The sequence below is a fragment of the Afipia sp. GW822-FHT03D08 genome (genome assembly GCF_058801645.1).
The window spans coordinates 2992730-3009889 of sequence record NZ_JBXANK010000001.1 but is presented as its reverse complement, the minus strand read 5'-3'; the positions used below and the strand labels follow the sequence as shown (position 1 = coordinate 3009889).

Here is a 17160-nt window from a genome sequence, read left to right as displayed (position 1 = left end):
CGGCCGATAAGAATTCAAGAGCGCGGTGAAGGCAAGCTTCTGGAAAAGATACATCCGGGGCGTTAAAGCTCTGGGGCCGGACCGGACGCGTTACCCTCGCTATCCGTGGCCGCTTGAGAGAACTTAAATTTGAGCAACGTCATCTCCCGATGCTCGATGAAGCCCTTTTCCTGCGCATAGTAGGCTTGATAGAACTTGAAATCGGTTCGGTTTGCAGCGCGGCACTTGTCTTCAATGATCTTGCAGATCGCGATCTTCTTGTCGATCGGCGTCTTAATGCCGAAGATAATTCCTTCCAGGTTGTTAAAGTCATAGTGCGTGACGCGGCTTTTAGGCTCCACAAAGTCGTGAAGCATTCCGGTCAGGATCAGGCGCTGCTCTTTCTCGTAGTGCCAGGCTTCGAGTTTTCGCGTTACACCGTGATTGAACGTATCCCAGTAGCGCTTCCGCCACGCGTCTTCATTGTTGAAAATATCGTCGGCGCAGGCACTGCGCTGTCCGGTCCGGTCCGTGTACCATGCGCGCGATAAATCGGGGATCGGCAATCGGCCGAGTGAACGAAAAAAGTCGACCGGAAGATGCTTGTTTTCGTAAACAACCTCCTGAAACGTGTGCGGTACGAAATCAACGACCGGGCCGCCACTGCTGTAACCGGCGACGCGCTTCAGCCGCAGCGATGGGGACTTCTCTCCATCACTGACCTTGAAAACAAGGCAAGCCGCAGTGTGATTATCGCCATAACTTCCCCATACGGAGGAATCGCGGCATTCCTTCATGAAGCAGGCGGTATACCAATCGGGATAAGCCAGCGTTTCAAGCTTTGTGACGTACTCGTTCGGAAATTCGAACAGAACAAACGCGCGATTTGCTTCAATTGGCTTGTCGGCATTGTTATATCGGTGAAGAAGCTTGATCTCCTCGATCATATGGCGGTGTGCCATAAAGAGTGCAGCAGCTGCGCGTTCGGGGTCGGTAATCTCCGCACTGAGGCGTCCTACATGGTCAAGCATCTGCTTCGCCTGATCCATGGTCCGTTTCAGATAGGCTTCCGTGTCTGGATCCGGATTTGTTTGTTTGGCAAGCCCGTGGTCCCGGTAATTTTGCTGGATGATCGACAAGGCCAGGGTGTGCACCGGCTGAAGATAGGCGGCGAGTTCCTCGCGGCGGACTGAGTAGGTTCGCGCTGCAAGCGACTGAACCAGAACCTTGATGGAGTCATTTCCGAGGAATGCTGCAACGAGCTTATCAATTCTGTCTTTGTATTGCGGAGTAAACGCCATCGCATCGACGTTGAAAATCGGAATGTTCTTCCACGAGAGCGGCTCGTCTTCGCCGCCCAACGATACAAGCGAATAGCCCCATTCAAGGCAAAGCAGGTAGTGCCGAAGCAGATTCTGCCATACGATCGCGTCACCCTGCCAAAAGATGTCCCGAAACCCCTCCATGGGATCGTTCAGGCTGTCGGGACTGGCGAAGAAGACTTCCTGATTGAGCAACTCGCCTTTATCAAGCAGACGCCACAGCGGCCGGAAACGGTAGAGACGGGTTGTCATACTAACCTCAGGACCTTTGCATTTCACAGATTTGCCGAGATCATCCGGAGCGTTGTCGAACTTTCTCAACACAACACCCTCAGCAACACATCCTATCTGTATAGCGAGAGTCGCCAATGACGACCACATATCGCTTTTATTCCTCACCGTCATAAGGTGCATGCGACTACTTGATATCGACGTGATCGGATATATCAGCCCGGGATGTCCGCTTTGGTTCGGGACCGATTCTGTTCGGAGCAAAGTCTTCGGTATGTAATTGAGCTAATCGGCATTATACTTGGTCGTCCTCAGCAACCATATGTTGGAGGACCAAATGACTTCCCTGAAATCGCTGAACTTCACGACGCTCCCCAAGACGGAAACGGATCCGAAGTTGGAGCGACGCGCTCGCACGATTGTGAGACTGGAAGAACAGAAGGTACTACTGGCCAATCCGAACTTCGTGCGCAAAGTACGCTCGTTCAAGCAGGTCGACGGCGTTCGCAAATCCGTCGAAAGCGATCAGCGCGTGAACCCATGGTGGCGCAAGCACATCGACGGCTCGTATCTCTTCACGATCAAGTCGGGATCGAAGTCCCTGGAGTTCGAAAAAGGAAAAGCGGCCATTGCAGTGCCGTCTCTCGATAAACTTCCCACTGTGATCGATACACTGATCGCTGCTACTCGTACCGGTGAACTCGATACGCAATTAGCTCAGGCGTCAAGAACACCACCGACCCGTAAGAAAACAAGCTGATTGATTAAGATTGGGGGGCGAGCAACCAGTTCGCCCCCGAACTTACTCTCGCGGACGACAAGATGCTTTTTCGCAACTTTTATGAATGCCCGTGCGGCTCGAAATGGGCCGATGAATGGTCCGCAACCTGCGACGATCGATGCCCGAATTGCGATACCAGTTGCTCACCGGTGAGCAGTGAAGACATCGCGGAGATCCACGAACCTGCGGCCCGAACACATGCTACAAAAAATTAGAAGCCGCCAGCCCGGCAAGACCGCTCTATCGCTCGATGCTGCCGAAACGCGAAGCGCGCATATGGGCTAACCGCCACTTTGACTACGTTCCGCACGCGAAGGACATCTTCCCGCGGAAGCTCACGCCCTCGCATGATGAAGTCAAGCTGCCAGTCCGATTGTCGCGGGACGCTACGGGCGCAAAGGCCAAGCCATTTTTAACCCCACAGAACCAGCTACATTTGAGAAAATAGCCTAGTCTTTTCAAGACCCCTTACTTTATCCCCAACCAGTTACGACCATCGCGTTGCCAGCCCTTCCTTGGCCGTAAGCGATCCAAATCAATTCATGGAAAAAGGGGGATATGCGGGCGTTGGTACGCTGGCGCGTGAGTCTGCCGTGATATTATTCCGTTCTGGCGCAAAGGAGTCGTTCCTGAGCGTCTTTTTTACGGAATTGACGATGAAGCTATTTTTGAAGTCTTTGCTTCTGGGATTTCGGCGACGCTGGTGGACGGGTATCACCCGCGCATTCGCCATGGCGGGCGCCATCTGGCTGGTCACCGAAATCACCATGAAGTCTTTTACATCCGTTGACCAGTTCATCACGGCTCACGGTACGGAATACGCTGTCGGCGTCGTGACCGCGTGCGTCGTGACCTTTTTCTATCACATATACGAGACTCGCTCTGTTTCGTTCCGGGTGCCGACGACTGATAGCTGGATCAACATCTATTACGACGATTTGCTAGGCACCGATACCGATTGGTTGATCGGAGTCGGCGAGTTTTTTGATAGCGACCTAGGCCACGTCGTTTCAAGCCAATCGCTGCATGGCAAGCTGATCGAAAAGGTTTGGAATAGCGATACGGGCCGCTTTCGTAAAGACGTAGACGATGCTCTGAAAGGGAACCCTTCCGAAGTCACGGAACGCTCAATCAAGCCAAACAAGAAATACGCAATCGGCACGACAGCCGTTCTTCCCCGGGCAGCGCGCAAGATCTTCTTGGTCGCAATGGCAAAGACCGACTTGCAAAGCTCCAAGGCGTCTTCGACTGTACCGATGCTATGGGATGCACTTCTCGGCGCACTTCATTCTATTCATAACTTTGGGAACGGTGGGACCATTTCTTTGCCCCTTATCGGGAATGGCCGTTCAAGCGTAAACATTGAGCCGCAGCATTTGCTTCGGCTCATCGTACTCTCGCTTATCGATTTCGGTCGCAAGACGGGTTTGCCTAAACAGGTCAACATCGTACTGCCCGAAGATTGCTTTGAGAGACTAGATATACGGGAAATCAAGCGGGACTGGAGTCACAAGTAAATGGCCTACAGAAACGGCACATACATCGCCTTTCATGCTGAAGGCAAAACAGACCCAACAGCATCCGACATCAAGTATTATCGAATGATCAAGGCCTGGCACGCACATGACAAAACCGACTTTCGGTTCGTAAACAGCCACGAAAAGACTTCTGCTGTTCGCGACAGCAGCCTGAAGTCTACCCTGAGAAGAAGCTTGATGGAGCGTCTCAATCACTCGCGCAACATGCTGCTGATCATCGGGAACACTACGCGTTTTGATACTGACTGGGTGCCCTTCGAAATTGCATATGCGGTAGATAGCTGCAAGATCCCGATCATTGCCGTCTATACACAGTATGATTGGATCTTAGCTCCCAGTGCGTTGAGCAACTTGTGGCCACCCACTTTTGCATCGAGGATTGCTAACAACAGTGTACGTTCAATTCACATCCCGTTTAAGCAAGCGGCCATTGACGACGCGATGAAGCAATTCGATCACAGCACCCCGCCCACGGGAGCGCTCAATTACTATACCAAAGAAGCCCACAACACCTTTGGCATCTACTGGTGATTACTTCGCTGTCGGACAGGTCGTCATCCGCATGAGTCGCAAGTGACGTAATATTCGCTGTTCTCGCGAAGAGACTCGAACCCTCGACTCCAAGATTAGAAGTCAGAGTGCTTCTGTTCGCCAACCCATCATCGCGGCTTCGATTGCTTCAAGCTCGGTTTCCAGTAGTAGCCACGCAGACGATCGCGGCAACTCAACACTACGCTCCACTCGTCGTTGCTCGCGCAAACGACCAACAAGCTTTTCAAGCCGACACACGAAAAATCTCTCGCCTTCATTGCAAGTCTTCGATGCCCGATCGGCTTTCCGAAGTTCGAAGATTTCACGGATCGAGGGTCGAACGAGAAAAGTACCAGTGTCTAGCTTGATCGAATCCAGGCCTGCATCCGGCCACCCGACCCTTCCACCAAACATCCTCCCATCCTGATCTCGATACTTCGGTCCGGGTCGACACCAAGGCGGCAGCTTCGCGTAGGCCAAAGCCCATTTCTGATCGAGCTTCGCAATTTCTGATTGAAGGTATTCGCGACGTTGAATCAGGCGAAGTCGTTCGTGATCATCTATCGCAAGGACAGCGTTTACTGGCAGTGCGGCTGGCGCAACCAGCGAAGCCGCAATGAAACTTCTGCGCGTCGGGTTAGATGGCATCTACGTCTCCTGATCAGACGCCAATCCCTATCCGTATTTTTTCGGCAGAATGTCAACGTAAGATTGCGAGCCTTCCGCTGAACAGATTTACCGACAAGATCGAGCCGCCTTTCCAGAGCCTACCGGCTAAATAAAGCCCTTTTAAAGGATGCGATTTCGCCGGGTAAATTGGGCGCCAAAATTTTCAGTATGTGATCACCCAAAATCATCATACGTAACGCGCGAGACCGTGCACCGAATTATTTTTGCAATGCGGGTCGAGTCACAGCGACGCGCTTATATATACGATTGAACCACCGTCATATCGACGCTTCAAACTCATCATGTTTCGCACTCTGGACGATGATTGTGCTCGCCAGATGCGCTGAGAAGCGCCACCGACCTTCACAACGCCAGCGATGCTGACGTTTGATGGCTGGTGACTGCTTATACGATGTAACGGTTCAAAGCGTTCGCACGAGCTTATCGTGATGCGCTTCTTATCATGACCCAAAACAACCAATAACAAAGAGGTCATAACCTTGAGCAACTTCATCAATTCAGATGCTATCGCCTACGTCATCAAGTCGATCTATCGTGATCATGTCGGTTCGAACGAAGCAGTCTTGAATCAAGCTATCGTCGATAACGTGTTCGCGGTCACGATGAAGTTTGATTCTGCACACTTTGACTTTAACGAGTCAAAAAGAGATCCTGCGAACTACCTGACCAAGTATCGCGATTGGTTCACGCGATTGGTTGTTGAAGCATGCGGCAACAACATGGGCCGTAAGCGCTATCAGCAGCCATTGAGTGTTTCGTACATCGACTTTCCAGGCTCAAAGGGAACGATGTCGGCGAAGGAAGCGGCAAACTTTCTGAACTTCGGTCTGCTTCACGTTCACGCGGTTGTCGCTTTACGTCCAGAGGGGCAGGCTTTCAGAAGGCCCCTGCTCGTCGCCGGTTCAGCACATCAGCTTCGTCGTTTCGGGGAGGTCAAAGTCGAGCCGTATGATCCAGAAAAAGGCTCGCTGGAGAAGATGATTCAGTACTGCAGCAAGGGTGCAGAACTTATCGGACCACGACATCGAAGTGATTGCTACGAACTGCTGCCGCGATGAATGGGCAGTGTCCATAGTTGACTGAGACTGACCATCGATGTCCACCGCGATCCACAAAAATCATTGGGGCAGATACCGGGGCAAGAAATATGATGTAGGATTTTCAGTAGTTAAATCAGGATGTTACCGGATGAGTTGGCGGAGAGGGAGGGATTCGAACCCCCGATAGGCTTGCACCTATGCCGCATTTCGAGTGCGGTGCATTCGACCACTCTGCCACCTCTCCAGGTACCAAAACGGCGGCTTCCGCCGGGTCGCGGGGCGAGTTCTATGCGAGGATGCCGGTCCAGACAAGGCGCTGTCTGCTTTTTCAAGCGTGAGAATGGGAGACGGCCATACCGAAAGTCCGGTTTCCGGTCATCCTGCTCACGCCATCCGGATTTCGACGCGCCGCCACGATGGCCGTGTCAGCCTGCTCCAAATCCGGGCCGAGCGAGCCTCACCCTTTCTTCTTGTCCTTCGGATTTCGCATGGTGAAGCGCGCGTTGCCGAGGCCCGTGCCGATAGTGAGGATTCCCCATCGCTTGTAGTCCTGCATGAAAGGAATTTCGCTCAGGCCCTGCACCACGCCGTCGTTATGCATCAGAATTGCGGTGTCGTGATCGCCGATACTGGGGATGGCCTCGATCAGGCTGGCTGGCAGGTTGAACTTGCTGCTCTCCCAATTGCCCGGCAGGTTTTGCGCGCCCTTCTCGATGGACCCGCCCGCATTGATCGCACCGGGACACGAGACGCCGATAAAGGGCGCCAGTTTCAGGCCCTCATTCTCGGCCTCTTTCAGCAATTCCTTCAGCATTCCGGCCAACTTTTTCACCGCTCCCTCACGGGTCGGCTCATCATCGGCGTGACGCCAGAGTTCGGACTTCCAGACCGACGCCTTCGACAGATCCGGCGTTTTCTTCTGGCGGGTTTCGACCACGCCGCACCGGATGTTGGTACCGCCGATATCAACCGCAAGAAGGCTATCGTGGCCCTCGAAAATCCATGACGGAGCAAGGTGCGCGCAGCCGATCAACGCCGCTTCATCTGGATGAAAGCGGATCGGGATCAGGCTCACCTTCGCGCCCTCCGCCTTGAGAATGATGTCGGCCCGCGCGATCGACAGTTCGCCGATCCGGCTTTGCCGGAAGCCGCCGCCAACGATGATCGCCTCAGTCTTGTCCCAGGCTTTGGTTTTTAGGAAGCGCCCCGTGACGTAAGCCAGTTCCTGCGCAAATTCCTCGATGGCGCTATGCACCAGCGCGGCCGCCTCGGCGTCATCGCCGCCAAGAATCTCGTCGAGTTGCTTTTTGCTGATATCTTCGGAGGCCTTGCCGCCGAACGGATCGCCGCCGTTCTTCTTCAAGGGCTTACGCCATTTGTCGAGGATGTCCTGAAACGCCCCCTTGCTGGCGCGGTCACCCAGAAATCCATCCTCGTCCTTGAGTTCGATATTGTAGCTGTCGATGTCCACGGACGGCAGGCGCGCCGCCCCATGTTTACCAATGCCGGCGGTCGTCAGCGTGTCTTCAGCCATATCCGGAAGCCCCTTAACTGTTGCGAGGTATAACCACCGGGGAACCGGATTGTTTCGGGGTCGGGTGGCCGCAGCGCTCGCGGAGGCTCAAAACACCGGAAAATCGAGCCAAATAGCTCAGAAAAGGCCCATTTTCGGGCTGCTTTTTCTTGACTCGTGGTCTTCTGCGGCTATAACACCCGCAACCCGGCGCGGGATTTCTCGCGCCGTTTGTTTTTGTGCGACCGGCCGGACCGCTCCGACGAGAGCAGCCCCGATCGCGCAGAGATTTCGCGATGATCACATGATGATCGCGGTGAACCCATAGCGACTGAATAAGAAGCCGGGCCGGATTTCATCCGAGCATCGGAATCGAACACGAAGGAAAAAAACGATGTTCGCAGTCATCAAAACCGGCGGCCGGCAGTTCCGTGTCGTTCCGGATGATGTGCTCGAGATTGGCAAGATCGCCGGCGATGTCGGAACGATCGTGCAACTTGGCGAAGTAATGGTGGTGGGCGGCGATACGCCGGTTCTCGGAGCTCCGTTCGTTAGCGGCGCATCCGTGGCGGCCGAAGTGCTCGACCACAAGCGCGGCCCGAAGGTGATTTCCTTCAAGAAGCGCCGCCGCAAGAATTCGAAGCGCAAGCGCGGCTATCGCGATGAAATCACGGTGATCCGCGTCACCGAGATTCTGACCGACGGCAAGGCCCCGAGCGTCGGCCCGCGCCCGAAGAAGGAAAAGAAGGTCGAAGCACCATCCGACGAGGGTGATGCTCCCGCCAAGGCTGCGAAGAAGGCTCCGGCCAAAAAGGCAGCTCCGAAAGCTGCCGCAAAGGCCCCCGCCAAGAAGGCAGCACCGAAGGCAAAGAGCGACAAAGAGTGAAATGATTCCGTCAAGGAATCGGTCTATACACTAGACGCAAGTTTGGAGACGGAGCGATGGCTCACAAAAAAGCAGGCGGTTCTTCGCGCAACGGACGTGACTCAGCTGGCAAGCGCCTTGGCGTCAAGGCGTTCGGCGGCGAGCACGTGATTCCGGGCAACATCATTGCCCGTCAGCGCGGCACGACCTGGCATCCCGGCCTTAACGTCGGCATGGGCACGGACCATACCCTTTTCGCCAAGATCGAAGGCAAGGTCGAATTCCGCGCCAAAGCCAACGGCCGCACTTTCGTCTCGGTTATTCCGATGGCGGAAGCGGCTGAATAAACGGTAGACACATCGCGTCTGCCGGGTCTCGTTGAACCGGCAGAGCGCCAGAAGGCTCGAAAGGGGAGACGGGTAAACCGGCCTCCCCTTTTCGTTTGCGCCCGTTGGGGACGGGCACATGAAGGAGCCTTGTCATGTTGCTGGAAAAGCCAACGCCCATCTTGCTGGAATCAAGAGCCGTCGTCCTCGAGACCGATCGGCTGGTGTTGCGTCAGCCGACGCTCGCGGACGTAAAAGCCATTGCGCATGTCGTCGGTGACAAGCGTGTGGCCGTTAATTTGCGCCGCGTGCCGCATCCCTACTCGCTGGACGATGCCATCAGCTTCGTGAACACCGTCGCAGGCACTGTCGATACCGTTTTCCTTGTCGAGCGCGAGCGTACCGCGGTCGGGCTTGTCGGCGTGAGTTGGGAAGACGAGAACGCGCCGGAACTGGGTTACTGTTTTGGCGTCGATCACTGGGGCAAGGGCTTTGCCACGGAAGCCGCGCGCGCCGTGATCGATTACGCCTTCGAGGAATTTGCCATCGACGAACTGCTGGCTGGCGCGCGCGTGCTGAACCCGGCCTCGCGTCACGTGCTGGAGAAGTGCGGCTTCCAGTGGACCGGCGTCGAACTGCACCGCTTCCTGGCGCTCGGATCGTCGACACCGGTCGATCGCTTCAAGCTCGAGCGCGGCGTGTGGTCGTCGATCAAGAACTGGCACAACTCAACGCGGCGGTGAGCCGACAAGGCATGATCCTCTCCGGAGCGCCGGGAGGATCATGCACTAAACCGCCGTGGGCGGATTGGGCTCAGGCTCGCGATGCATGACCGCGCGCTCGCGCAGGAAGATATAGATCCCTGCACAGGCGACGATGGTCGCCCCTATTATGGTGTTCAGCGACGGCACGTCACCGAACACCAGAAATCCAAGCACAACCGCCCATACGATCATCGTGTACTGAAACGGCGCCACAACACTGGCCGGCGCCAGGATCAGCGACCGATTGAGGCAGAGCACGGCAACAACATTCACTGTGCCACTGATCAATAGCAGGACAACGATCAGCCATGTCGGCGGAAGGAAGATGAACGCCGATACGATTCCGCCAAAGACAAACGAGCCCACAACCTGGGTCACGGCGAGAAAGAAGCTCGACGTACCGCGCACGTAACGCGTGACGATCATGAATACCGACTGGCACAGACAGCCGGCCAGCGCGATCAAGGCCGGCCAGGAAATGGCTGCGCCAGTGGGGCGCACCGCGATGATGACCCCCACAAATCCCACGACAACGGCGGTCCAGCGCCGCCAGCCGACCTGCTCGCGCAGAAAAATCGCGGAGAAGGCCGTGACGAAAATCGGCGCGGCCAGATAGCAGGTGGTGGCATCCGCCAGCGGGATATACTTGATCGCCGTGAAGAACAGCATGCCGTCGGCGACGGACATCGCCATGCGCAGCACCTGCAAGCCGGGCCGCGGCACGTGGCGTACGGCCGCGAAATTGTCGCGCGCGAGAAATGGCATCAGCGTCGCGATGGCGGCAAATCCGCGTATGAAGAAGAGCTGCGCCGGCGGATAGGTCGCAACCATCACCTTGCTGAAGACATTCACCAGCGAGAATATCGTGATGGCCGCGAGCATGAACAAAATGCCCGCCAGCGTGGATGATCGCGGCGCGGCCCCTCGCAGGCTTTGCAATGAAAAGCTCATCCGGGCGGAGGCACCACGACCGGCTCCTCGCGAACGAGGTCGCGTTCGCGCAGGAAAATATAGAGCCCGGCCAGGATGATGACCGCAGCACCCACCAGCATCGCGATGGAGGGCACATCGCCGAACACGACGTAGCCGAAGATCACGGCCCAAATGATCATCGTGTACTGGTAGGGGACGACCACGCTTGCGGGAGCGAGCTTGAGCGAGCGGTTGACGCCGAGCGCGGCCACAATGGAAATGCAGCCCGCCAGCGCAAAAAGCCCAAGATCCGGCAGGGTCGGCGTGATCCAGCCGAACGGCGCCACGATCACGCCGAACAGAAGCGTTCCGCAGAACTGCGCCGTTGTCAGCACGACATCGGGCGTGCCGCGCAGCGAACGCGTGATGATCATGAGCGCTGCGAAGGATGAACTGCCCGCCAGCGCAATCATCGCCGGCCAGCTAAACGCCTGCGTGGACGGACGCAGCGCGATGACGACGCCAATGAAGCCAACGACGATGGCGCTCCAGCGCCGCCAGCCGACCTTCTCGCCGAGGAAGATCGCGGAGGCAGCGGTCACAAAGATCGGCGCCGCAAGATAGTAGGTGATGACATCGGCGAGAGGCAGATAGACTGAGGCGGCAAAGAACGCAGCCACCTCCAGCGTCGAAAGCGCCACCCGGATGACTTGCAGTCCGGGCCTCTGAATGGTCCGGAAGTCGTCGCGGTGGCGCCAGATCACCGGCGACAGCAGCACGAGACTCGCTACCGCACGCAGCAGCAAAAGCTGGCCGACCGAATAGGTCGCGACAATGAACTTGCCGATGGCGTCGCCGAACGAAAACATCCAGACCGCCAGCAGCATCAGCGCGATGCCCGCGAGCGCGGCCGAGCGGTTGCCGGCGTCTGCCGAGATTTTTGCGAACATGCTGCGTCGCCGGGCGTGATTGGGACCAAAATGCGGCTGGACGGGTTGTTTAGGAGGCCGGGACGTTTACCGCAACCGCCGCAAATGCAGCCTTTGGTGCGATATTACGCATGAATCGGTTGCCGCTCGCGCACCCATGGCGCATACATTGCCGCATATCCCCGGGACGCGATTGGACGCGGCAAACCGGGCCTTTTGCCGATTACGGCGCAATGGAAAAACGATGAAATTTCTCGACGAAGCCAAGGTCTACATCCGCTCCGGCGACGGCGGAAACGGCTGCGTGGCATTTCGTCGCGAGAAGTTCATCGAGTTCGGCGGCCCATCGGGCGGAAACGGCGGACGCGGCGGCGACGTCATCGTCGAGGTCGCCGACGGCCTCAATACGCTGATCGACTATCGTTACCAGCAGCACTTCAAGGCACCGAAGGGCGTGAACGGCATGGGCTCGGACCGCCATGGCGCCAACGGCAAGAACATCGTGATGAAGGTGCCGCTCGGCACACAGATCTTCGACGAGGACCGCGAGACGCTGATCCATGACTTCACCGAGGTCGGCGAGACGTTCGTACTGGCGAAGGGCGGCAATGGCGGTTTCGGCAACGCGCATTTCAAGACCTCGACGAACCGTGCGCCGCGCAATGCCAATCCCGGCCTGCCGGGCGAGGAGCGCTGGATCTGGCTGCGGCTGAAACTGATCGCGGACGCTGGTCTGGTCGGATTGCCCAACGCCGGTAAATCCACGTTTCTCTCCGTCGTCAGCGCGGCGAAGCCGAAGATCGCAGACTATCCGTTCACCACCCTGCATCCGCAGCTGGGCGTCGTCGGCATCGACGGGCGCGAATTCGTGCTGGCCGACATTCCGGGACTGATCGAGGGCGCGCATGAAGGTGCGGGCCTCGGCGACAGATTCCTCGGTCACGTCGAGCGCTGCCGTGTGCTGCTGCATCTGGTGGATGCGACATCGGAGCATGCGGGCAAAGAGTACAAGACCGTGCGCACAGAACTGGAAGCGTATGACGCGAATCTCGCCGACAAGATCGAGATCGTTGCGCTGAGCAAGATTGATGCGGTCACGCCTGAGCATCTCAAGGACCAGAAGGCGCGGCTGAAGCGGGCGGCTAAGAAGACACCGCTGCTGCTCTCGAGCGTGTCGCGCGAAGGCGTGCCGGAAGCATTGCGCGCGCTGTTGTCCGTGATCGGCGAAGCGCCGGTATCGGCGAAAGCGAAGAAGGCGACTGAGAGCCCGGCGGACCCGGAGCCGGAGCAGCCGTCAGGCTGGACACCGCTCGGCCGCTGACGCTCTCATTCGCAATTCAACTTAAGCCCATCACACGCTGATTTTCCGATGTCGAATCCCGAACTCAAGAATTTTCGCCGCATCGTCGTCAAGGTCGGATCGTCGCTGCTGATCGATTCCAGCGCCGGCGAAGTCCGCGCGTCATGGCTGGCCGCGCTCGCCGCCGACATCTCCAAGCTGCATCAGGCCGGCAAGGATGTGCTGGTCGTCTCGTCGGGGTCGATCGCGCTCGGGCGGAGCCGCCTGAAGCTGCCGAGCGGCCTGCTCAAGCTTGAGGAAAGCCAGGCCGCCGCGGCCGTCGGCCAGATCGAACTCGCCCGCATCTGGTCCGGCGTGCTCGGCCATTACGGCATTGGCGCCGGACAGATTCTGGTCACGTTGCAGGACACCGAGGAGCGGCGGCGTTATCTCAATGCGCGCTCGACCATCTCGAAACTTCTCGAGTGGCGCGCGGTGCCTGTGATCAACGAGAACGACACCGTCGCCACCAACGAAATCCGTTATGGCGACAACGACCGTCTCGCCGCACGCGTCGCCACCATGACCAGCGCAGATCTTCTCATCCTGCTCTCGGACATCGACGGTCTCTACACTGCGCCGCCGTCAGCTAATCCGAACGCGAAACTGATTCCTGTCGTCGAATCCGTCACTGCCGATATCGAGGCGATGGCCGGCGCGGCCGAGTCCGAACTGTCACGCGGCGGCATGCGCACCAAGATCGAGGCCGCGAAGATCGCAACCTCCGCCGGCACGCACATGCTGATCGCATCGGGCAAGATCGAGCATCCGTTGCAGGCCATCGCCGACGGCGGGCCATGCACGTGGTTTCTCACCCCGGCCAATCCCGTCACCGCGCGCAAGCGCTGGATCGCCGGTTCGCTCGAGCCAAAGGGAACGCTCACCATCGACGCTGGGGCCGTCGCGGCACTCCGCGCCGGCAAGAGCCTGCTGCCGGCCGGCGTGATCCGGGTCGAAGGGCAGTTCGCACGCGGCGACGCCGTGGTGGTGCGCGGCCCCGATACCCATGAGATCGGCCGCGGCCTGATCGCCTACGACGCTGAGGATGCAGACAGGATCAAGGGCCGCTCGTCCTCGGACGCAGCACAAATCCTCGGCATCAGCGGGCGTGCGGAAATGATCCATCGCGACGACCTCGTGGTCGGCGGCCCGCGCGGCACCGACAGCGCCAAGTAACGACGCTCGGGTAAAGCCCCAGCACGGCCAATGGCCTAGCGTGCTGTCCCTCGGCCATTGGCCTATCCCGCCGGGCAGCCATGTTCCCGGCGGCTCGCCGGGTCCGAATTTCTGTGCTAGGGCATAGCCTTAACCCGCATTCAACCCCACATAGACCACCATGTCCGCTCCGCTCAAAGCTCTTGATGGCGCACCTGACCTGACCGCGCTGATGGCCGATCTCGGCGCCGGTGCCTCCCGCGCCGCGCGCACGCTGGCGCTTGCCCCAGGCGAGCAGAAGGACGCTGCGCTGGCTGCCATGGCCGCAGCCATTCGCGCCAATGCCAAAGAGATTCTGGCCGCCAACGCTGAAGACGTCGCCGAGGCGAAAGCCGGTGGAATGAGCAGCGCGTTCGTGGATCGTCTCGCGCTCAATGAGGCGCGCATCAAGGCGATGGCCGACGGCATCGATGTGGTGCGGGCGATTCCCGATCCCGTCGGCATTGTCACCGAAAGCTGGACACGGCCCAACGGGATGACCATCGAACGCGTGCGCGTGCCGCTCGGGGTCGTCGGCGTGATCTTCGAGAGCCGCCCCAATGTCGCGGCCGATGCCGGCGCGTTGTGCCTCAAGTCCGGCAACGCCGTCATTCTGCGCGGCGGCTCGGACAGTTTCCGGTCGTGCCGTGCAATCCATCAATGCCTCGTGGAGGGCCTGCGCAAGGCCGAACTTCCCGAACAATCAATTTCGCTGGTGCCGACCCGCGACCGTGCGGCAGTCGGCCTGATGCTCGGCGGCCTCAATGGCGCGATTGATGTGATCGTGCCGCGCGGCGGCAAGAATCTCGTCGCCCGCGTGCAGGACGAAGCACGCGTGCCCGTATTCGCCCATCTCGAAGGCGTCAATCACGTCTATGTCGACAAGGCGGCATCGCCCGACATGGCGAAGACCGTTGTGCTCAATGCCAAGATGCGCCGTCCCGGTGTCTGCGGCGCAGCCGAAACACTGTTGATCGACAAGGCCGCTGCGAACACGCAGCTCAAGCCGCTGGTGACGATGCTGCTCGACGCCGGTTGCGAGGTGCGCGGCGACGCAGACATTCAGCGCGCCGATGCACGCGTGAAACCTGTGTCCGACGAAGACTGGGCCACCGAATACGAAGACGCCATCATTTCGGCGAAACTCGTGAACGGCCTCGACGACGCCATCGCACATATCGAGCGCTACGGCTCGCATCACACCGACGCCATTGTCACCGAAGACGCGAAGGCCGCCGAGAAATTCCTCAACGAGGTCGATTCCGCCATCGTGCTGCATAATGCCTCGACGCAGTTCGCCGACGGCGGCGAGTTTGGATTCGGCGCGGAGATCGGAATCGCCACCGGCAAATTCCACGCACGCGGCCCGGTCGGCGCCGAGCAACTGACCAGCTTCAAGTATCGCGTTCACGGCACGGGACAGACACGTCCGTGACTTGCGCGCCCGTGAGCGACGTGCCCGAGAACGCTGCAATCTCTTTGCCCCGCGCCCTTCCGCCTCATGCCGACGGCATGCGGATCGGCCTGCTCGGCGGATCGTTTAATCCGCCGCACGAGGCGCATCGCGCCATCAGCCTGTTCGCGATGAAACGGCTGCGGCTCGACCGCATCTGGTGGCTGGTGTCGCCCGGCAATCCGCTCAAGAACAACGGCTCGCTGCACGCGCTGCGCGAACGCATGATCGCCGCGCAGAAGGTCGCGAACCATCCGCGCATCGCCGTCAGTTGTCTCGAAACCGTCATCGGCACCCGCTACACTGCTGACACGATTTCGTATCTGCGGCGCCGCTGCTCCGGTGTACGCTTTGTATGGATCATGGGCGCTGACAATCTCGCGCAGTTCAACCGCTGGGAAAACTGGCAGCACATTGCCAGCATGGTTCCAATCGCCGTGGTCGACCGCCCGCCTGACAGCTTCCGCGCCCTTTCATCCACTGCCGCACAGACGCTGATGCCGTATCGCATCGACGAGCGAAGCGCGGGAACACTGGCGAGCCGACGGGCGCCGGCCTGGACATTCCTCACCGGCCTGAAATCCAGCCTGTCCTCGACCCGGCTGCGGAACCCGGACGGAAGCTGGAAGGACGCCAGCTCGCAATGACGTTTTCCGGCAACAGCAAAGCGCAAATTATCGGCTCGATATCTGGAAGATTGAAACCATTAACCCCACATGCGTATGATGAAGGTGGGCGCCGGGATTCGGCGCTCGCGATACAGTGAAAGGAATGGTCCCTGACCACATCTGTATTGTCCAAGGCAGCCTTGTCGAAGCCTCTTGCTGAAGCGACGCCTGCCCCCGTCTTGAAGGCGCGACCTGACGCCGACGAGACGTTGAGCCTGATCCTCTCCCGCCTTGACGACATGAAGGCGGAAGAAACGATCACCATCGACCTCCGCGGCAAATCCTCCATTACCGACTACATGATCGTGACCTCCGGGCGGGCCAACCGCCATGTCGGCGCGATCGCGGAGAATGTCGCGAAAGGCCTCAAGGAAAGCGGAATCGCAGCCCCTCATATCGAGGGATTGCCCAACTGCGACTGGGTGCTAATCGATTCCGGCGATGTGATCGTTCATGTGTTCAGGCCGGAAGTCCGCGAGTTCTACAATCTCGAAAAGATGTGGACTTCGGACAAACCGGCGGCAAGGGCCCGCTGAGACGCGGTGAGCCTGTGCGTGTTCATGCGCTTGCGCGCATGTTAGTTTGCGCGCCATGCGCGTCGTCGTGATCGCCATTGGCCGCCTGAAGCAAGGCCCGGAACGGGAGCTCGCCGAACGCTACCGCGAGCGGTTCGACGACATCGGCCGCAAACTCGGATTTCGCAGCCTTGAGATCCATGAAATTCCGGAAAGCCGCGCGCGTGACGCCGCCGCTCGCATGGCGGATGAGGCGGCGGCGATCTCGGCACTGATTCCTGACAAATCGTCCATCATTGCGCTCGACGAACGCGGCGAAACCATCGACAGCGCAACATTCGCGCGCCATCTTGGCCGCTGGCGCGACGAATCGGTTCCAACCGCTGTTTTTTTAATTGGCGGGGCGGACGGACTTTCGCCCGAATTGCGGCGCAAGGTGAAACTGAGCGTTGCGTTTGGCAAGGCGACCTGGCCGCACCAGATGGTGCGCGTCATGCTGCTGGAACAGATTTACCGGGCCGCGACGATTTTATCCGGCCACCCATATCATCGCGCATAGTATAACCTCGC

Annotated in this window: 18 protein-coding genes and 1 tRNA gene; 13 read left to right on the top strand and 6 right to left on the bottom strand. The window is 58.6% G+C overall.

Going from position 1 to position 17160, the window contains the following annotated elements:
- Nucleotides 1-62: 62 nt before the first annotated feature.
- Nucleotides 63-1553 (bottom strand): hypothetical protein, encoded by a 1491-nt coding sequence (locus tag AC1RM7_RS14885; protein WP_492233933.1) that lies wholly within the window; start codon nucleotides 1551-1553, stop codon nucleotides 63-65.
- Nucleotides 1554-1869: 316 nt separating this feature from the next.
- On the opposite strand from AC1RM7_RS14885, the gene AC1RM7_RS14880 reads away from it, so the two are divergent.
- The 3 genes from AC1RM7_RS14880 to AC1RM7_RS14870 all read left to right on the top strand — a co-directional run bounded on the left by AC1RM7_RS14880 (nucleotide 1870) and on the right by AC1RM7_RS14870 (nucleotide 4382).
- Entirely contained in the window at nucleotides 1870-2292 is a 423-nt protein-coding gene (locus AC1RM7_RS14880; protein ID WP_492233934.1) for a DUF6641 family protein, read from the top strand.
- A gap of 536 nt (nucleotides 2293-2828) precedes the next feature.
- Entirely contained in the window at nucleotides 2829-3830 is a 1002-nt protein-coding gene (locus AC1RM7_RS14875; RefSeq protein ID WP_492233935.1) for a macro domain-containing protein, read from the top strand.
- The gene (locus tag AC1RM7_RS14870; RefSeq protein WP_492233936.1) at nucleotides 3831-4382 is read left to right on the top strand and encodes a TIR domain-containing protein; all 552 of its coding nucleotides are present in this window, start codon (nucleotides 3831-3833) and stop codon (nucleotides 4380-4382) included.
- Nucleotides 4383-4484: 102 nt separating this feature from the next.
- On the opposite strand, the gene AC1RM7_RS14865 is transcribed toward AC1RM7_RS14870, so the two are convergent.
- Nucleotides 4485-5030, bottom strand: a complete 546-nt coding sequence (locus AC1RM7_RS14865; RefSeq protein WP_492233937.1) for a hypothetical protein — start codon at nucleotides 5028-5030, stop codon at nucleotides 4485-4487.
- Between the two features lie 521 nt (nucleotides 5031-5551).
- Between AC1RM7_RS14865 and AC1RM7_RS14860 the strand changes: the two genes are divergently transcribed.
- Entirely contained in the window at nucleotides 5552-6130 is a 579-nt protein-coding gene (locus AC1RM7_RS14860) for a hypothetical protein (RefSeq protein ID WP_492837526.1), read from the top strand.
- Nucleotides 6131-6266: 136 nt separating this feature from the next.
- Here AC1RM7_RS14860 and AC1RM7_RS14855 read toward each other — a convergent pair.
- Together AC1RM7_RS14855 and AC1RM7_RS14850 are read right to left on the bottom strand one after the other, a co-directional pair.
- Nucleotides 6267-6356, bottom strand: a tRNA-Ser gene (locus AC1RM7_RS14855).
- 213 nt (nucleotides 6357-6569) lie between these two features.
- Nucleotides 6570-7646: an ROK family protein gene (locus tag AC1RM7_RS14850; RefSeq protein ID WP_024920227.1), complete on the bottom strand. Its 1077-nt coding sequence runs from the start codon at nucleotides 7644-7646 to the stop codon at nucleotides 6570-6572.
- 373 nt (nucleotides 7647-8019) lie between these two features.
- Between AC1RM7_RS14850 and rplU the strand changes: the two genes are divergently transcribed.
- The 3 genes from rplU (at nucleotide 8020) to AC1RM7_RS14835 (ending at nucleotide 9559) form a co-directional block, all read left to right on the top strand.
- Entirely contained in the window at nucleotides 8020-8511 is a 492-nt protein-coding gene (rplU, locus tag AC1RM7_RS14845) for a 50S ribosomal protein L21 (RefSeq protein WP_024920226.1), read from the top strand.
- Between the two features lie 56 nt (nucleotides 8512-8567).
- Nucleotides 8568-8837, top strand: a complete 270-nt coding sequence (gene rpmA, locus AC1RM7_RS14840; protein WP_006023191.1) for a 50S ribosomal protein L27 — start codon at nucleotides 8568-8570, stop codon at nucleotides 8835-8837.
- Between the two features lie 134 nt (nucleotides 8838-8971).
- The gene (locus AC1RM7_RS14835) at nucleotides 8972-9559 is read left to right on the top strand and encodes a GNAT family N-acetyltransferase (RefSeq protein ID WP_024920225.1); all 588 of its coding nucleotides are present in this window, start codon (nucleotides 8972-8974) and stop codon (nucleotides 9557-9559) included.
- 45 nt (nucleotides 9560-9604) lie between these two features.
- Here AC1RM7_RS14835 and AC1RM7_RS14830 read toward each other — a convergent pair whose 3' ends face one another.
- Both AC1RM7_RS14830 and AC1RM7_RS14825 read right to left on the bottom strand, forming a co-directional pair.
- A complete protein-coding gene (locus tag AC1RM7_RS14830; RefSeq protein ID WP_024920224.1) occupies nucleotides 9605-10531 on the bottom strand; it encodes a DMT family transporter in 927 nt (308 codons plus the stop codon).
- A complete protein-coding gene (locus AC1RM7_RS14825; protein ID WP_024920223.1) occupies nucleotides 10528-11442 on the bottom strand; it encodes a DMT family transporter in 915 nt (304 codons plus the stop codon). The genes AC1RM7_RS14830 and AC1RM7_RS14825 overlap by 4 nt, the downstream gene beginning before the upstream one ends.
- Before the next feature lie 223 nt (nucleotides 11443-11665).
- Here AC1RM7_RS14825 and obgE point away from each other — a divergent pair, with 223 nt between their 5' ends.
- The 6 genes from obgE (at nucleotide 11666) to rlmH (ending at nucleotide 17149) form a co-directional block, all read left to right on the top strand.
- Complete coding sequence (gene obgE / locus AC1RM7_RS14820) at nucleotides 11666-12742, top strand: GTPase ObgE (RefSeq protein ID WP_006023195.1); 1077 nt, start codon at nucleotides 11666-11668, stop codon at nucleotides 12740-12742.
- Between the two features lie 48 nt (nucleotides 12743-12790).
- Nucleotides 12791-13936 (top strand): glutamate 5-kinase, encoded by a 1146-nt coding sequence (proB, locus tag AC1RM7_RS14815; RefSeq protein ID WP_006023196.1) that lies wholly within the window; start codon nucleotides 12791-12793, stop codon nucleotides 13934-13936.
- 160 nt (nucleotides 13937-14096) lie between these two features.
- Nucleotides 14097-15389, top strand: coding sequence for a glutamate-5-semialdehyde dehydrogenase (locus AC1RM7_RS14810; RefSeq protein ID WP_006023197.1), 1293 nt, complete (start codon nucleotides 14097-14099; stop codon nucleotides 15387-15389).
- 44 nt (nucleotides 15390-15433) lie between these two features.
- Nucleotides 15434-16054 (top strand): nicotinate-nucleotide adenylyltransferase, encoded by a 621-nt coding sequence (locus AC1RM7_RS14805; protein ID WP_275451136.1) that lies wholly within the window; start codon nucleotides 15434-15436, stop codon nucleotides 16052-16054.
- Between the two features lie 200 nt (nucleotides 16055-16254).
- Nucleotides 16255-16611: a ribosome silencing factor gene (gene rsfS / locus AC1RM7_RS14800; protein ID WP_024920221.1), complete on the top strand. Its 357-nt coding sequence runs from the start codon at nucleotides 16255-16257 to the stop codon at nucleotides 16609-16611.
- 55 nt (nucleotides 16612-16666) lie between these two features.
- Nucleotides 16667-17149 carry a 23S rRNA (pseudouridine(1915)-N(3))-methyltransferase RlmH gene (gene rlmH, locus AC1RM7_RS14795; protein ID WP_024920220.1) on the top strand — a complete coding sequence of 161 codons (483 nt, stop codon included), beginning with the start codon at nucleotides 16667-16669 and terminating at the stop codon, nucleotides 17147-17149.
- The last annotated feature ends 11 nt before the right edge of the window (nucleotides 17150-17160 follow it).

Bases quoted from the DNA above. Each gene is read 5' to 3' on its own strand.
- AC1RM7_RS14885 (WP_492233933.1), bottom strand. From the start codon at position 1,553: ATGACAACCCGTCTCTACCGTTTCCGGCCGCTGTGGCGTCTGCTTGAT.
- AC1RM7_RS14880 (WP_492233934.1), top strand. From the start codon at position 1,870: ATGACTTCCCTGAAATCGCTGAACTTCACGACGCTCCCCAAGACGGAA.
- AC1RM7_RS14870 (WP_492233936.1), top strand. From the start codon at position 3,831: ATGGCCTACAGAAACGGCACATACATCGCCTTTCATGCTGAAGGCAAA.
- AC1RM7_RS14865 (WP_492233937.1), bottom strand. From the start codon at position 5,030: ATGCCATCTAACCCGACGCGCAGAAGTTTCATTGCGGCTTCGCTGGTT.
- AC1RM7_RS14850 (WP_024920227.1), bottom strand. From the start codon at position 7,646: ATGGCTGAAGACACGCTGACGACCGCCGGCATTGGTAAACATGGGGCG.
- rplU (WP_024920226.1), top strand. From the start codon at position 8,020: ATGTTCGCAGTCATCAAAACCGGCGGCCGGCAGTTCCGTGTCGTTCCG.
- rpmA (WP_006023191.1), top strand. From the start codon at position 8,568: ATGGCTCACAAAAAAGCAGGCGGTTCTTCGCGCAACGGACGTGACTCA.
- AC1RM7_RS14835 (WP_024920225.1), top strand. From the start codon at position 8,972: ATGTTGCTGGAAAAGCCAACGCCCATCTTGCTGGAATCAAGAGCCGTC.
- AC1RM7_RS14830 (WP_024920224.1), bottom strand. From the start codon at position 10,531: ATGAGCTTTTCATTGCAAAGCCTGCGAGGGGCCGCGCCGCGATCATCC.
- AC1RM7_RS14825 (WP_024920223.1), bottom strand. From the start codon at position 11,442: ATGTTCGCAAAAATCTCGGCAGACGCCGGCAACCGCTCGGCCGCGCTC.
- obgE (WP_006023195.1), top strand. From the start codon at position 11,666: ATGAAATTTCTCGACGAAGCCAAGGTCTACATCCGCTCCGGCGACGGC.
- proB (WP_006023196.1), top strand. From the start codon at position 12,791: ATGTCGAATCCCGAACTCAAGAATTTTCGCCGCATCGTCGTCAAGGTC.
- AC1RM7_RS14810 (WP_006023197.1), top strand. From the start codon at position 14,097: ATGTCCGCTCCGCTCAAAGCTCTTGATGGCGCACCTGACCTGACCGCG.
- rlmH (WP_024920220.1), top strand. From the start codon at position 16,667: ATGCGCGTCGTCGTGATCGCCATTGGCCGCCTGAAGCAAGGCCCGGAA.